The organism is Paenibacillus sp. FSL R7-0340 (assembly GCF_038002205.1).
In the GTDB taxonomy this organism is placed as follows: Bacteria; Bacillota; Bacilli; order Paenibacillales; family Paenibacillaceae; genus Paenibacillus; species Paenibacillus polymyxa_B.
Genome location: NZ_JBBOBY010000001.1, coordinates 2,157,890 through 2,172,835, shown reverse-complemented (window position 1 = coordinate 2,172,835; position 14,946 = coordinate 2,157,890). Strand labels below are relative to the sequence as shown.

The 14,946-nt window shown below is 45.2% G+C and carries 16 protein-coding genes; all 16 read right to left on the bottom strand.

Annotation, left to right across the window (positions count from 1 at the left end; all coding sequences use genetic code 11):
- Window positions 1-135: 135 nt before the first annotated feature.
- Window positions 136-888 carry a DNA repair protein RecO gene (gene recO, locus MKX59_RS09650; RefSeq protein WP_023989481.1) on the bottom strand — a complete coding sequence of 251 codons (753 nt, stop codon included), beginning with the start codon at window positions 886-888 and terminating at the stop codon, window positions 136-138.
- A gap of 42 nt (window positions 889-930) precedes the next feature.
- Window positions 931-1,068 (bottom strand): YqzL family protein, encoded by a 138-nt coding sequence (locus MKX59_RS09645; RefSeq protein WP_013372137.1) that lies wholly within the window; start codon window positions 1,066-1,068, stop codon window positions 931-933.
- A 447-nt stretch (window positions 1,069-1,515) separates the two neighbouring features.
- A complete protein-coding gene (gene era, locus MKX59_RS09640; protein WP_340858335.1) occupies window positions 1,516-2,418 on the bottom strand; it encodes a GTPase Era in 903 nt (300 codons plus the stop codon).
- A gap of 49 nt (window positions 2,419-2,467) precedes the next feature.
- Complete coding sequence (locus MKX59_RS09635; protein WP_023989484.1) at window positions 2,468-2,842, bottom strand: diacylglycerol kinase family protein; 375 nt, start codon at window positions 2,840-2,842, stop codon at window positions 2,468-2,470.
- Window positions 2,842-3,339: an rRNA maturation RNase YbeY gene (ybeY, locus tag MKX59_RS09630; RefSeq protein ID WP_023989485.1), complete on the bottom strand. Its 498-nt coding sequence runs from the start codon at window positions 3,337-3,339 to the stop codon at window positions 2,842-2,844. The genes MKX59_RS09635 and ybeY overlap by 1 nt, the downstream gene beginning before the upstream one ends.
- Before the next feature lie 55 nt (window positions 3,340-3,394).
- Entirely contained in the window at window positions 3,395-5,641 is a 2,247-nt protein-coding gene (locus MKX59_RS09625; protein WP_028540460.1) for an HD family phosphohydrolase, read from the bottom strand.
- Window positions 5,642-5,736: 95 nt separating this feature from the next.
- The gene (locus MKX59_RS09620; protein ID WP_013311138.1) at window positions 5,737-6,708 is read right to left on the bottom strand and encodes a PhoH family protein; all 972 of its coding nucleotides are present in this window, start codon (window positions 6,706-6,708) and stop codon (window positions 5,737-5,739) included.
- A 6-nt stretch (window positions 6,709-6,714) separates the two neighbouring features.
- Window positions 6,715-7,908, bottom strand: a complete 1,194-nt coding sequence (gene yqfD, locus MKX59_RS09615; protein ID WP_028540459.1) for a sporulation protein YqfD — start codon at window positions 7,906-7,908, stop codon at window positions 6,715-6,717.
- The gene (gene yqfC, locus MKX59_RS09610) at window positions 7,905-8,198 is read right to left on the bottom strand and encodes a sporulation protein YqfC (protein WP_023989488.1); all 294 of its coding nucleotides are present in this window, start codon (window positions 8,196-8,198) and stop codon (window positions 7,905-7,907) included. Before yqfC ends, yqfD begins: the two co-directional genes overlap by 4 nt.
- A gap of 379 nt (window positions 8,199-8,577) precedes the next feature.
- Window positions 8,578-9,987 (bottom strand): amino acid permease, encoded by a 1,410-nt coding sequence (locus MKX59_RS09605; protein WP_028540458.1) that lies wholly within the window; start codon window positions 9,985-9,987, stop codon window positions 8,578-8,580.
- A gap of 419 nt (window positions 9,988-10,406) precedes the next feature.
- A complete protein-coding gene (locus MKX59_RS09600) occupies window positions 10,407-10,985 on the bottom strand; it encodes a hypothetical protein (protein ID WP_028540457.1) in 579 nt (192 codons plus the stop codon).
- A gap of 44 nt (window positions 10,986-11,029) precedes the next feature.
- Window positions 11,030-12,037 carry a flotillin-like protein FloA gene (floA, locus tag MKX59_RS09595; RefSeq protein WP_043922497.1) on the bottom strand — a complete coding sequence of 336 codons (1,008 nt, stop codon included), beginning with the start codon at window positions 12,035-12,037 and terminating at the stop codon, window positions 11,030-11,032.
- Window positions 12,038-12,074: 37 nt separating this feature from the next.
- Window positions 12,075-13,442 carry an NfeD family protein gene (locus MKX59_RS09590; protein ID WP_071558467.1) on the bottom strand — a complete coding sequence of 456 codons (1,368 nt, stop codon included), beginning with the start codon at window positions 13,440-13,442 and terminating at the stop codon, window positions 12,075-12,077.
- A gap of 280 nt (window positions 13,443-13,722) precedes the next feature.
- On the bottom strand, window positions 13,723-14,166 hold the full coding sequence (locus MKX59_RS09585) for a GatB/YqeY domain-containing protein (RefSeq protein WP_013311146.1): 444 nt from the start codon (window positions 14,164-14,166) through the stop codon (window positions 13,723-13,725).
- A gap of 16 nt (window positions 14,167-14,182) precedes the next feature.
- A complete protein-coding gene (gene rpsU / locus MKX59_RS09580) occupies window positions 14,183-14,356 on the bottom strand; it encodes a 30S ribosomal protein S21 (protein WP_005547957.1) in 174 nt (57 codons plus the stop codon).
- A 171-nt stretch (window positions 14,357-14,527) separates the two neighbouring features.
- Entirely contained in the window at window positions 14,528-14,887 is a 360-nt protein-coding gene (locus MKX59_RS09575) for a histidine triad nucleotide-binding protein (protein ID WP_025722131.1), read from the bottom strand.
- Between the last annotated feature and the right edge of the window lie 59 nt (window positions 14,888-14,946).

The following is a 14,946-nucleotide window of genomic DNA, read 5'->3' as shown; positions in this document are numbered from 1 at the left end:
GGGCTTACACCGTCCCCAACTCGCTAATTACAGAGAATACATCCCGCTACTTTCTCGTTCAATGCATCTGCTCCCGAAGGAGATATAGTAGGATATTACACGTTTTCAGCAATACAGTCAAGAGAATAGGGCGTTTCACATATCGTACTTGTCGAGCTGATCCAAGAAATTGCGGGATTTCAGCTTGACCTCCAACTGCATATCCATGAACTGACGCATGACATGTTTGATCTCCAGCTTTGTGGAGTCCTTTACGTCAATGTTGCCGAGCCGATTCAAATCCATTCTGGCGAACAAGCGCAGCAACTTCAATGTACGTGGAGTCACGCTCAATGCAGCTGGATCATAATGCTTGTAGCTCCGACACAAAACTCCGCCCAGCCTCGGACTGACAAACATATCTTCATCAGCACATTGTTGACCACTTGAAATACATGCATCAAGCTGAGGAGCATATCCGGCCGCCTGCAATATTTTAAATTCATAAATACTCATGACGATCAGCGGATCTTTGCCACTCTCCAGCGCCTCCAAACATGCTTTAAGCTGCTTAAACCAGAACGCGCCTGTTTCCTCATCCTGTAACACCCGATCGAGTAATTCACAAGCATAAGAAGCGTAAGCAGCTTTAGTAATATCCTCGCGTAATGTATGGTGGGATTGGATGATTTCACCGGCATTCAACGTGCCTAAGCCTGTGTTTCGAAAAAAAACGAATTCACCGTACGTAAACGGCTGCGTTAAAGCAGCGTGACGGCTTTTGGACTTTTTTGCACCTCTGACCAGCACGCCTGCTTTGCCTCCGCTTTCGGTGCAAAGCGTAATAATTTTGTTCCCCTCACCGTAATCCATGCTGCGGATGACGATTCCTTCCACCCTGTAAAGCATGCCTCTTCCCCCAAACATTCGCGAAGAAGCCAGTGGCTTGTACTATTCACGGGCTTCTTCATGCTCGTCCGACTCTCCCTCATCCGTGTCTTGCTCCCTTGTCACGGCGCTCTCCCGATATAACAGATACGCACCGACATCTCCAGTCATCGCAAAATACTTCCACGAAAAATCTCGCAATCGTATTCATCCTTTCTTCGGAAATGACGTTTGCATCTCAAAAATAGGATGATGCGAAGAGGGGAGAAGTATGCGATGAAATTAATGGATTACGTTGAAAAAGGCTACTGTATGTAGATTGGAATGCCGCTTCGCAAATGATTTGATCTTACGATCGCTTCTTCAGATTCAAATCCTTCGCTCCGCTACAATGTGCACACAGTTACAATAACTCTTTTAAAAGCACTCCTTATTTCATCACTGGAAGAAAGGGGTAAAAAGAGCAAGAGTTAAGCGCCGCATATGCGCGGCGCTTTGAATGACCAAAAAACTGTTACTTATCTCAGTCATAGAGATCGGGACGGCCTTTTTATGATGCTTACAACAACTATACATATTTATTTAATATCAATTTTTTTAGCCTCAATAAACCCTTGAACTAAAGTGACGTAGAATCAAGTTCTGTTTTTAAGCGTCGCGATGGAAGCCAAGGTCACGAAGGACGCGTTCCTGGTTGCGCCAGTCTTTTTTGACCTTAACCCAAAGTTCCAGGAAAATCTTGGAGCCTAGCAGGTTTTGGATATCCTGGCGGGCCTGTTTGCCCACTTCTTTGAGCATGGCTCCATGTTTGCCGATAATGATCCCCTTCTGGGAGTCACGCTCTACAAAAATAACAGCCATAATATGCACTACCCCATTATCCTGCACTTTCATGTCTTCAATCATAACCGCAATAGAATGGGGGACTTCCTCACGTGTCATATGCAGAATTTTTTCCCGAACCAGTTCGGAGATGACAAACTGTTCTGGATGGTCGGTAATTTGATCATCCGGATAATATTGCGGACCTTCTGGCAAGTATTTTTGCACCTGCTCCAGCAGGGTGTTTACATTGTTGCCCATTTTGGCCGAGATCGGTATGATTTCTGCAAAGTCGTACAACTTGCGATACTGCTCAATCAGGGGCAACAACGCTTCCGGCTCAATGCGATCAATTTTATTCAGCACCAAGATAACTGGCGTTTTTACTTGTTTAAGCTGTTCCGCAATAAAACGGTCGCCACCGCCTAGACCCTCAGCAGCGTCAATAAGAAAAAGTACCGCTTCTACTTCACCCAACGTATTAAAAGCAGTCTGATTCATGTAATCCCCTAATTTTGACTGGCGCTTATGAATCCCGGGTGTATCCAAAAATACAATTTGTGTGTCCTCTGTAGTAAATACGCCGTGAATTTTGTTGCGTGTAGTTTGTGGCTTGTCTGACATAATGGCGATCTTCTGCCCAATGACGTGGTTCATCAGTGTTGATTTTCCGACATTGGGTCTGCCAACAATTGCGACAAAGCCTGATTTAAAGTGTTTCTTAGCCATTTCATTTCCTCCAGCGCGATTAAGCACCTATTTTATTTTGGTTTTTCCATTAAAACAGCGAACTAATTAACGTTAACATAGGCCTATAAAACACAAATATACCAATAATTACAGCAAAAACCGCTGCCAGGAGCACGGCTCCGGCGGCGGTGTCTTTAGCCGCTTTGGCCAGCGGATGAATATCAGGTGAGATGAGATCCACCGCTGCTTCAACAGCGGTGTTGAACAGTTCGGCTACAATGACTATAGCGATAGCCACGCAGACGAATAACCAGTCGAGCCGGGAGATGTGCAGAGTTAAGCCTGCTACAATGACAAAGAGCGCCATGGCCACATGTATCCGCATATTTACTTGCGTACGCAGAGCGTACATCACGCCTTCTGCCGCATAGCGAAAGGTCATTCTCCAAGGCTGACGTCTCATTACCTTGTCAACCCCGCTTGAGCCAGTACAGCTTCCTGTTTGCCCATCATTTCAGCTTCACTCACATCATCCTGATGATCATAGCCTAACAGATGCAGAAAGCCGTGAACAAACAAAAAACCGATTTCACGCTCAATCGAATGTCCGTATTCTTCGCTCTGAGCTTGCGCTGTCTGTACAGAGATTATAATATCCCCCAGAACATCCGGTACATCATTCATTGAAGTTTCTTCATTCGGTTCGTAAATAATTTCAAGCTCTTCATCCAGTGTCTCCTTCATAGCAAAAGACAACACGTCGGTGGGACGATCAATTCCCCGATAGTCCCTGTTCAACTCATGAATTTGCTCATCATTAACGAAGGTAAGGGCTACCTCACCGTCTGTGACTCCTTCCACTTTGCCTGCCTCCTCCAATAAGGTGTTCAGCAACGTAATCAAGGATTCGTTAATTACCATATCGTTTTGTTCATTATTCCAAGCTAATTGAAGGCCCATGCCAACCGCTCCTTTTAATTCTAGTGCTCTAACCGTGCTTCGTGCACAAGTTATATTAAGCTTTTCCGTTTTCAGACTTGGGCCTTTCCTCTGGATACTCAATACGGGAATGGAAAATCCCCATTACTGTTTCCTTGAGGGTTTGAGCCACGATATCAAGCTCCCGCATGGTCAGCTCACAGTCGTTAAATTGGTGATCATCAAGACGGCTCTTAATAATTTTCTCAATCATGGATTCTACCTGTTCCACCGTCGGCTTCCGTAAGGAACGAACTGCTGCCTCCACACTATCAGCAATTCCCACCACAGCAGACTCTTTAGACTGAGCCTTCGGTCCCGGATAACGGAAATCATCCTCCGTGAAGTCAGGCTCTACCCCTCGCTCTTCAGCCTCACGCAACGCCTTGTGATAAAAATAGTGTAAGAATGTCGTTCCGTGGTGCTGCTCGGCAATATCGCGAATTGGCTTGGGTAGCTTGTAATCCAATTGCATTTCCACCCCGTCACGAGCATGGGCGATAATGATGGATTTGCTCAGCTTGGGCTCTATTGTATCATGTGGATTTTCCAACCCATTTTGATTTTCAATGAAGTACGAAGGCCTCTTGGTTTTACCAATATCATGATAATACGAACCAACCCGGCACAACAAGCCGTTTGCTCCTATAGCCTCCGCTGCGGCCTCTGACAGATTGCCCACCATTACACTATGATGATACGTTCCCGGTGTCTCCGTAAGCAGCTTGCGGAGCAAGGGATGGTTGGGATTCGACAGCTCAACAAGCTTCAGTGCCGACAAGATACCAAAGGTAGACTCAAAAAATGGCATTAGCCCAATAACAAGTATTGCTGTTATCAGACCGCCTGCAAAAGCAAAAGCTACCCCATAGAGCGTCGTCGTTTGAGTCCAATTCCCTTGGTCAATCAGTGCCAGAGAAAAAACAGACAGGGCCCCGAACAGGCATACCATGATCGCCCCTTTGAACAGTGTTGAACGCTGGCTGGCTCGATGGGTAGAGAAAATCGCCGCCAGACAGACCACAAGAGCAAAAAACCCAAAATTAAAGTCAAAAATTTGTCCCTGACGGACATTCAAAATAACACTAGCCAATATACTGAATATAACGGCACATACGAAAGCCAGCGACATATCAAGCAACAGCGTTACAAGCATAGCTCCAAGCGCGATAGGCGCCAGATAGCCGAGATAGGAACGTTCACTGTTCTGCAGTATGGAAATTAACATCATTGCCCCCACTGTAATCACAAAGATTAATACTAGCATGAGCAACTGCGCATTATTATACTTGAAGTTTCGTGTTCGTGATTGGAATTGACGAATATACATAAACAGGCCCAACGCAAGCATCATAGACAGCATCAGTAGGCCAAATTGTGGCCAATAATTGATTTTATCCTTGAGCAATTCATTTTCATCAAGCAGTGTGTAGATTTCCTGGGTAATAATCTCACCCTTCTTGACGAGTACTTCACCCTGTTTAATGTAAACTGTCGGTGTATCTTCACGAGCCTGTACCTTGGCGTCCTTCGTAGCTGTATCATCATAAAACTTGTTGGCGGTAATCACAAGCCTTGCAAGTTCCTGAACAACCTCCCGTGAAGTACGCTTAGTAAGCGAGCTTGTACTAACCCGCTCCGCTACCTTCGCTCGGGCTGTCTGGGCATCCGTAATTTGATCATTCATCAACCCTGTCACAATCTCACGGGCAACAGGCCGCATTTCAGCAATATCCTCAGATGTAAGGCGCGGAATTTTAATGAATGTCTCCTCTGGAATTCGGTACGTTTGCTCTTTCGTTTTTTCCAGCACTTCATCCAGCAACTTATCTGGGTAGGCATCCGCATTACGGCTGTTATTCACAAAATTTTGCACAAATTCCCGTGCACGTTGCGGAATCTCATCCTTATAAATCGAAATCTTATCTGCTCTGGAAACCTGATCATCCTGATTGAGCCGTTCAATTCGATCCAAAATACCAGTAATCAGGTTATCGTTGCGAACTGGCACAATGGTATACATGGGCTGCACACGTTCAGCTGATTCCTCTTGAGCCTTCAAAGTCGCCTTACTGTTAGGAAGCTGCATCGGGGCGACAATTTCCTTTTCACTCGGTTGATTTACCCGAATGTCATAACGCTCGGGAAGCAGCTTGGACGCAAAGCCTACATAAAAAAGAACCACCAAAAATAAAAACAGAAGATAGCGTGTCGCCACGCTATACTTCCATCCATTCATTCTATGCTGGAACGTTTTCCCTTTAGATAATTCCTTCGAGGTCATCTAAAACAATCCCTCTCCATCATCTTTTTCAAGGCAGCTACACTGCTCATTTTATACTTTTTCTGATCGTACACACCATACTCGTGATTGAATGGCTATCCATGATTTTCGGCAATACGGTCATAAGCAACAATGATTTTTTGAACTAGGGAATGACGGACAACATCCTCTTCTGCAAACTGGACAAAGCCTATTTCTTCAATCCCTTGTAAAATCGCATTCGCTTCAATCAGACCGGATTTTTTGCCACGAGGCAAATCAATTTGCGTAACATCGCCGGTAATGACCATTTTGGAGCCGAAACCAAGTCGAGTCAAAAACATTTTCATTTGCTCGGGTGTGGTGTTTTGCGCTTCGTCCAAAATAATAAATGAATCATCCAGCGTACGTCCCCGCATATAAGCCAAAGGAGCAATTTCTATTAACCCGCGCTCCAGTGCCTTTGCAGTCTGCTCTGGGCCCATCACATCGTATAGGGCATCATACAATGGGCGTAAATACGGATCAACCTTTTCCTGCAAATCCCCTGGTAAAAAACCTAAATTCTCCCCTGCTTCGACCGCAGGACGAGTCAGTACAATGCGCTTGACTGAACCTTCCTTCAGGGCAGCTACAGCCAGCACTACAGCCAGATAGGTTTTACCCGTACCCGCCGGGCCAATTCCAAATACAATATCGCGTTTCTTAATCGTGGTTACATAGTGCTTTTGTCCAATCGTTTTGACGCGAATCGGTTTCCCCCGGAACGTCGTCGTAATTTCACCCTTGAACAAATCGAGCAGCTGATCAGCACGCAAATCTTTTGCCAATTCAATCGCATAATGGACGTCCCTTTCGGTCAGTATATACCCATTGCGAATTAACTGGAGTAATACATCGAACAATTGTTCGAGCACTTCCACCTCGTGAGCATTACCAAAAACATTAACTTCTGCCTCACGAGATGCTATTTTTGCTGGAATAGCGGCTTCGATTAATTTTAAAAAGGAATCCTGCGGGCCAAATAACGCCTGTCCTTCTCCCGCATTGTTCAATGCAATTTGTATGCTGCGTTGTTGTTCTGCCAAATAGCCTCATTCTCCTTGGTTATGAACTAACGGAAGTTCTTCCGCAATATCCTGCTCCACTTCAAAAAGCACTTTCATATAAACTTTACCATTCTCTCTCTTCTCATGCAAAATTTTTTGGCTCATTATTTTCGTTCCTTTGCCGTATTTAGCTAAAATATCAGCTCGCGCGCCTTCTATTCCTGACATTTTCGCTTCTGCTTCCGTAAGCTTCTGCTCTTGTATCTTTGTCTCCCTCACACTTTCAGTCATCCAACCCATCGGAAGTTTGAAGGAACGCCAAGTTAGCGGATCATGTTCAACTGTTGTTTTATGTGTAGAATAAGGTATTTTCCCATATCCCCACAATTGTATCGCACGATTGCCTAACACCAGATACAAGCGGTCGTGACTGTTACCTGTATACGTGCTGCTGCGTTGCACCGTAGGACTGCTAATTTCGTATTCATGCCATACAAGACCCTTAACCTCTCCTTTGGCTACGACCTGCTGCTGATTCTCCTCATCTCCAAGCGTTCCCGAGATGAGGATGGCTCCTTTTTTGACACGTGTATTTTTATGCACGACAGGACGACCCTGCTCGGCAAAAATCTCAGTGACTACCGCGTCTGCCTTACTGATGATATGACGTGGGCTGTAGAGCGGCGCAGGGGTAGGCTGTGAAGCTTCAACAACCTGAATCGTTACCAAAGTACCCTGCTTTTCCACACCGATCCAGGATGCCTCTGGAAGCTTCTGCATGAGCGCACGGGAAAGCTTGTCTTGACTGGAAAGACGAAAGCTCCATTGAAACGGATACAGCCCCTCCTGTCGGGCGGCTTTGAGAACGGAGTCCGTCGAGAGCTTATCATTCCCCTTCACTTCAATGTCCCAGATAAGCGAAGACATCAGCAGGAGACCTATCCAGAACAAAGCCAATCCAGCCATAAAAAATTTACGTTTGGCAAGCCGTATAACAGTAAAGGGAAGCCCTTGCCGCTTCAGAACATGCATTTTACAGCCTGTCCTTCTCAAAAGCGGGCGTAGGAGGAAGACGTGCGGCAGCAGAAGGTTCATTTCTGCATGTCTAGTACCCATCGGCCGCACGTTCCAAACAGGTATATGGTGATCGGTGAGTAAATTAATGAAAGCTTCCACACTTTCGCCCTTGACAGCAAGGGTAACCGTGCCACGCAGCATTGCTAAAGCAGGATGTTTCACGAGCCTTCCTCCGTTCCTTCCATTTGGATATCTGTTATATGTCCCTCCACACTTACCTGCTCTGGCAGAATAGACGTAATGACTAAATCATGGCCGGACACCCTCAGCCTGCCTTTCTCAAGTGCAAGTACGAGCTGATTCGGTGTGAAATCCACCACGCCCCGGTGATTCTCCACATAAAGCTGGCGGCTGCCGATGAGGGTTAACCGCGGCAGGTCAAATAGAATGTCCTGCGGAAGCTCCAGCGTCTCGCTGGCCCACTTTCGCAGTTTGCGGCTCATCCGGCTCATACGGCGAAATCTCCTTTCCTGTCATCAAAACATCTGTTATCCAACGGCTAATGTTGTTTTGATGACAGCACGCTGCTATTTTTTCATCTTCTGTTATTGCCATTCGGTACCCATAGATGTTTCATGGCAGCTACGCTGCTGGCTTTTCATCTTATATTCTTATTATCAGTGAACGCCATTACACCAGCGCCACAGATATCTGTACTGTACATTTTATGATCCAGTCCCCGCATTTATGAGGCTAAACTTACAATTCGCAGCAGCTGCTATATTGCAGAGGAAAAAGATGTGTCCTTTCAAAATTTACAACAAAAAAGACAGCCTCATTTTCATATCGAAAACAAGGTTGTCTTTTTTTTATTTTCATCAGATGACACAGTTATTTTTCGGTATTTCGATTCAAAAGAGAGTTTTTTCTAGAGTATAAGAAGTAAACAGCCATACCAATGACAAGCCAAATAATAAAGCGAATAAATGTCTGGCCATTCAGATTAAGAATGAGCACCCCACATGAAACGATAGCCAGGATCGGAATATACGGAACTCCAGGACATCGGAAGGCCCTGGGCAAATCAGGTTGTGTTTTTCTCATAACGATGACGGCGACCGAAATCAGAATAAATGCTGACAAGGTTCCAATGTTCACCAAACTAGCTAACTCATCCAGCGGGATCAGCCCACCCATTAATGCAGATAAAGTACCAAAAAACAACGTGTTAATGTAGGGAGTTTTATATTTGGAATGAACCTTGGATAATATTTTAGGGACTAAACCGTCACGTGACATGGCAAACATAATACGAGTTTGACCATAGAGCATAACCAGCATGACCGTTGTCATCCCTAAGATGGCTCCTATATCTACAATACCTGCAACCCAGTTCTGGCCCGCAACCTGCAATACCAATGACACTGGGTGAGAGATACCTTCAAATTGCATAAACGGCACAATACCTGTCATAATCGCGCTAACAATAACATACAAAAACGTACAAATAACGAGTGAGAAAATAATGCCTCGCGGTAGATCACGAGCGGGATTTTTGGTTTCTTCAGCCGCTGATGAAACAGCATCAAAACCAATAAAAGCAAAAAACACAAGTGCTGCGGCTCCAAACACCCCACTGAACCCAAACGGCATAAATGGTGTCCAATTATCTGGCTTCACATATTTAAAAGCAACGATGATAAATAATAAAATAACAATAATCTTTACAATTACCATGAAGTTGTTTATCCGTTTTGATTCTTTTATCCCAAAATAAAGCAAGAACGTGATACCCATCAAAATTAAAAAAGCTGGGAGATTAAAATAAGTAGTTTGGTCTTTTAAAGTCCCCGGTGCGGCAGTGAATTCAAGCGGAATGTGAAGGCCAATTCCATTCAAAAATGATACAAAGTAACCCGACCAACCTGCGGAAACGGCGCTGGCTGCCAGCATGTATTCCAAAATTAAATCCCATCCAATAATAAAGGCCAATAGCTCCCCCATCGTAGCATATGTAAAAGTGTAAACAGAACCGGATACTGGAACGGTGGATGCAAACTCCGCATAAGCCAATGCCGCGAATAAACAGGCGAGTCCCGCAATCACAAAAGAAAGTACCAAGCCTGGACCAGCCGTAACTGCTCCCGTACCTGTCAACACAAATATCCCCGTTCCGATAATGGCTCCAATCCCAAGCATCGTTAAATCAAACGCACCCAGTTCCCTTTTGAGTGCTTTTTCCCCCCGCGTAGCGGCAATCAACTGATCAATGCTCTTCTTTCTGAACAAGCTATTTCCCATCTATCCCATCCTCCTAGAAATTAATTTTCCATTTTTATAATCTTGTTTTATCACCTCGATATAAATCAAATTTTAGCTAAATTTGGAGTAAATTTCATAAGTATCTATCATTGAGAACATTATATATAAAAAAGAAAAAATGAAAACTGCTTTTGGAAAGCTCCATTCATATTGTTACATTTGATCATTTTTCACGAATATATTTTCATAAACGAGACCCTAAATTAGACAAAATGCCACCATTTTAGATGACAACAAATGTGAGAAACCTAGGGCGCACAAGGGATTATCACATTCGTTGTCAGGTAATTAGAGCATTTGTCGTTAATTCATTTTTTATTCTGAGCATGCTTATGTATTCCTAAAGCTCACAAAAAAAGATCCGCCACAGCCAAAGCCGTGACGGATCCACTATCATTTTAACGTCTTCCTCCACCCATATAGCGCTTGGAACGCGGAGGACCTAATATTTCTGCCCAAATCACACCTCTACGCAGATCAGCCGTATCCACCGTATTACGGTCTTGCGAAGCTATCTCTGGCGCATCTGTAATTTCCCCTGACTCCCTCGCGTTGGATATACGATCGAGACGGGCTAAAACCAATCTGCGTTCTTCTTCCATAGCACGGATCCGATCCTCTAGAGTCGAACCGTTATCTAATGAATCCCGGTCCATCCGTTCTTCCGTTTCTGACCGATCGCCCACTTCTTCTATACGACGAGCTTCCATAACCACCCGTCGTTCATTAGGAAATTGACGTTGCAACTCCCCAGTAACATCCTGTTGGCGCTGCTCTTGTCCATGTTCCGTTGTGAAGGGTCTGGATGACGTCGAGGGCCCACGAGAACCATGATCACCACCAAAGGTGGGCATACCTTTTCGTGGCGGAGATTTCCGCCCTGTGCCTTGGATGCTTTTCCCCAAAAAGGACACCAAAGCAAAGCCAATCACGATCAGGATATACAAATGCTCAAAGATCCAGCTGATAAAGTTCATTACTCACCACCTAGCTGCCGTAATTCATCGGCTATGTCCCGTTATTAATCCCGGTTCTTGTTATCATTCCCCGAGTTCTCATTCGGTTTGCCTAAGGAGCCACGCATTTGCGTATCCGCCTCAATATTTTTCAAATTCATATAGTCCATGACGCCAAGTTTCCCGCCACGCAGTGCTTCAGCCATTGCCAGCGGCACTTCGGATTCGGATTCCACCACGCGTGCTCTCATTTCTACGACACGTGCCTTCATTTCCTGTTCCTGCGCTACAGCCATCGCACGCCGCTCTTCTGCTTTTGCCTGCGCAATACGTTTGTCGGCTTCCGCCTGCTCTGTTTGCAGAAAAGCACCGATGTTTTTACCTACATCAACGTCCGCAATATCAATGGACAGGATTTCAAATGCTGTCCCAGCATCCAAACCTTTGGACAATACAGTTCTCGAAATTGAATCCGGATTCTCCAGCACGTCCTTATGCGAATTACTGGAACCTACGGTTGTAACGATACCTTCACCGACCCGTGCAATAATCGTTTCTTCTCCGGCACCCCCGACGAGTCGATCAATGTTGGCACGCACGGTAACACGAGCTTTAACCTTCACTTCGATACCATCCTTGGCGACCGCTGCAACAGTAGGTGTCTCAATAACACGCGGATTAACGCTCATTTGGACCGCTTGCAGAACATCCCGTCCTGCCAGGTCAATCGCAGCCGCACGTTCAAATTCAAGCGGAATGTTAGCACGCTGGGCAGCAATCAACGCATTGATCACTCGGTCTACATTCCCTCCTGCGAGAAAATGGCTTTCCAGCTGGTTGATGTTCAATCCCAGACCCGCCTTGGTTGCCTTAATGAGCGGATTGACAATTCGGCTTGGCGTGACGCGCCGTAACCGCATAGCTACCAGCGTAATGATGCCAATACGCACACCCGATGCCAATGCTGAAATCCACAGCATCACCGGGAAGAAACTGAAAAATACGCTCAATACAATAATCACTACAACGGCAATCAGCAAAACGCTGACAATACCCGATTCGAACACTCGCATCATCCTCCATTAATCTAATTCTTTGTTATTTACTTGTTTAGACGCTAGTGTCAGCCTTGACCACAATTCGCCCACCTTCTACTTTGGATACTATAATCGGCATATCTGTAGCAATAAACTCGCCGTTCGTTACAACATCGACTCGCTCATCAGCAATCAGCACCGTTCCGGCTGGACGAAGTGGTGTCAGACTGACACCCCGTTGACCTAATAGCATTTCCCGGTTCACAACTGAAGAAAAGCCTTGTTCAGCCGTTAAACTTTCTTTAAGTATAAAACGGTTCCATATCCCTCGGTCCTTGAATACAACTGCGATAATCGCCACAACAGCAACCGCAGCTGCAAAGGCAATGCCCAAAGATATAAACGCATGCTGCATGTTGTATGCTGCCCGAACAACTCCGGCGACAAGGCTGACTGAACCCAAAATGCCCAAAATACCAAAGCTTGGGATGAACATTTCAAGTATAAGCAGAGCCAGACCGATAATAAACAACAACCACGTCTCCGAACCTGCAAAACCAGCGATATAATTGCCGAAAAAATACAAACCAAATCCGAGTATGCCCAAAATTCCCGGTACACCAAAACCGGGTACGAGCAGCTCAATAACGACACCCGCGATACCGATAAATAAAAGTAACGTCTGCACAATTGGGTTGGTCAATATCTCGGCTGCTTTTTCAGCCCATGTTCGCTCCACATGAATTACATCATCCGTGCTGTAACCCATCCACTGGATAACTTCTTGTTCGGAAGACGCGATGTGATCCGCATAACCCAACTTCAGCGCTTCCTCACTGGTTAAAGAAATGATCTGACCATTTTCCTTATTAAAGTTCATCTCTGGAATAGATACGGTCGTTTTGGAGTCAACCATACCTCTGGCAATATCCGGATTACGTCCGCCAGCTTCTGCGGCAGATGCCATGCTACTCTTCCACCAAGCTACCGTTTTTGGATCTGTGATAGCCTGCCCCCTACCGTCTACTAACGCTGCTGCTCCGATAATACTCCCCGGTTTCATAACAATCTTGTTTGCGCTCAACGCAATATAGCTACCCGCTGAGGCCGCTTCGCCCCTTATATAGGCTACGGTCGGAATTGGACTGTCTTTAATCAGTTTACCCAGCTTCTCCGCTGTATCTACCCGTCCACCGGGAGTGTTAATATCCAGTAAAATCAGACCTGCTTTGGAATCTGCTGCTTCTGCAAATCCACGTTCCATAAATTTGCCTAGACCTTGCTCAATTTCCTGATCAACTGGTATAACAAACACAGCTCCACCTTTAGTTTGGGCCGCCGCTGATTCAGAATGAACTAAGGGTAACAGCAAAACGGATACCATAATCCACAACGTTAAAAAGATCAATTTGCGACTGGAGTGGTGATGTTCTCTATGCATTTCTCTCCCCCCTTTCGACCTTTCTATGTTACAGCATACCAAACTTTGTTAGACAAACTATACAGTTTTCAGGATTTAATGTGAAATTATTGGGTATATTGCTAATCCTGACGGCTGTCAGATACTTTACGCACCCAACGGACATCACGTTTCATACAATTAACGATAGCGCTTACATATAAGAATCTTCTCACCATTACATTCTATGGTAGGCATCGCATATATAGAAATAACACCCTCTGTAAACAGAGGGTGTTGTGTTTTCCTGTTTGTCGCAGGTTTATTGCAGAAATTGCTGAACCGCTTGGTTCACGAGCTTACCGTCAGCGCGGCCTTTTACCTTAGGCATCAAGGCCGTCATTACTTTCCCCATCTCGGCTTTCGAAGAAGCACCGGTTTCCTGGATGGTCTGCTGTACAATAACTTTAATTTCTTCCTCAGAAAGTTGTTCGGGAAGGTACTGAGCGATGATCTCTATTTCTGCTTTAGTGCTTGTCGCAAGTTCATCACGACCGGCTTTTTCAAATTCATGGAGGGCATCTTTTCGCTGTTTGATCTCACGACTCAGAATATCAAGCACTTCGTTGTCGTCCAAATCCCGTTTCAAATCTATTTCAAGATTTTTAATCGTAGAACGAACCATTCGAATGGTGGAGAGTTTGAACTTGTCCTTACTCTTCATTGCTTGCTTCATATCTTCGTTCAATCGTTCGCTCAAATTCATGATTGCTTAGATCCTCCTAGAACTTTCTCTTACGAGCAGCCTCGGACTTTTTCTTGCGCTTTACGCTTGGCTTTTCATAATGCTTGCGTTTCTTCACCTCAGCCAATACGCCATCCTTAGCAATGGAGCGTTTAAAGCGACGAAGTGCAGCATCAATTGTCTCGTTTTTGCGAACTTTAGTTTCAGACACCAGTTTTCCCTCCCTCCGACCAGACCGTCCAAGAGCAATAACACGGTTCATCAAATTTTATTATAGGTGAAACGGAAACCAGGTGTCAACCTATAAGAAAAAATGAATACATAAAGGGCCATTTTTCTCCATTCACATCCGTATTACTGAAAAGACAAGCTCTGTCATTTTTTAAGAATGTGAGTCCGAAATACCTGTCAAGGCACCCAATTTGGCGCCGCCCAGTAAGTGATAATGCAGATGCCCCACCGCTTGTCCACTATCTGGGCCACAGTTGTTAATCAACCGATAGCCAGACTCGGCAATTCCTAACTTTTTCGCAACCTCAACCGCAACACGATGAATCTCCGCGATAAGAGGAAGATCCTCCTCTGTCACAGCGTTCATCGAAGGAATATATTTTTTTGGAATAATGAGCACGTGTACTGGCGCCGCAGGCTGGATGTCATGAAATGCGAGCACATTGTCGGTTTCCAACACCTTCTTACTGGGGATGGTTCCATCCACAATTTTCAAAAACAGATCGTCCATTCAAAACCCTCCTTTGGCAGTGAGCCGATCATAAGCAAATAGACAAAAACAGCCCTTGC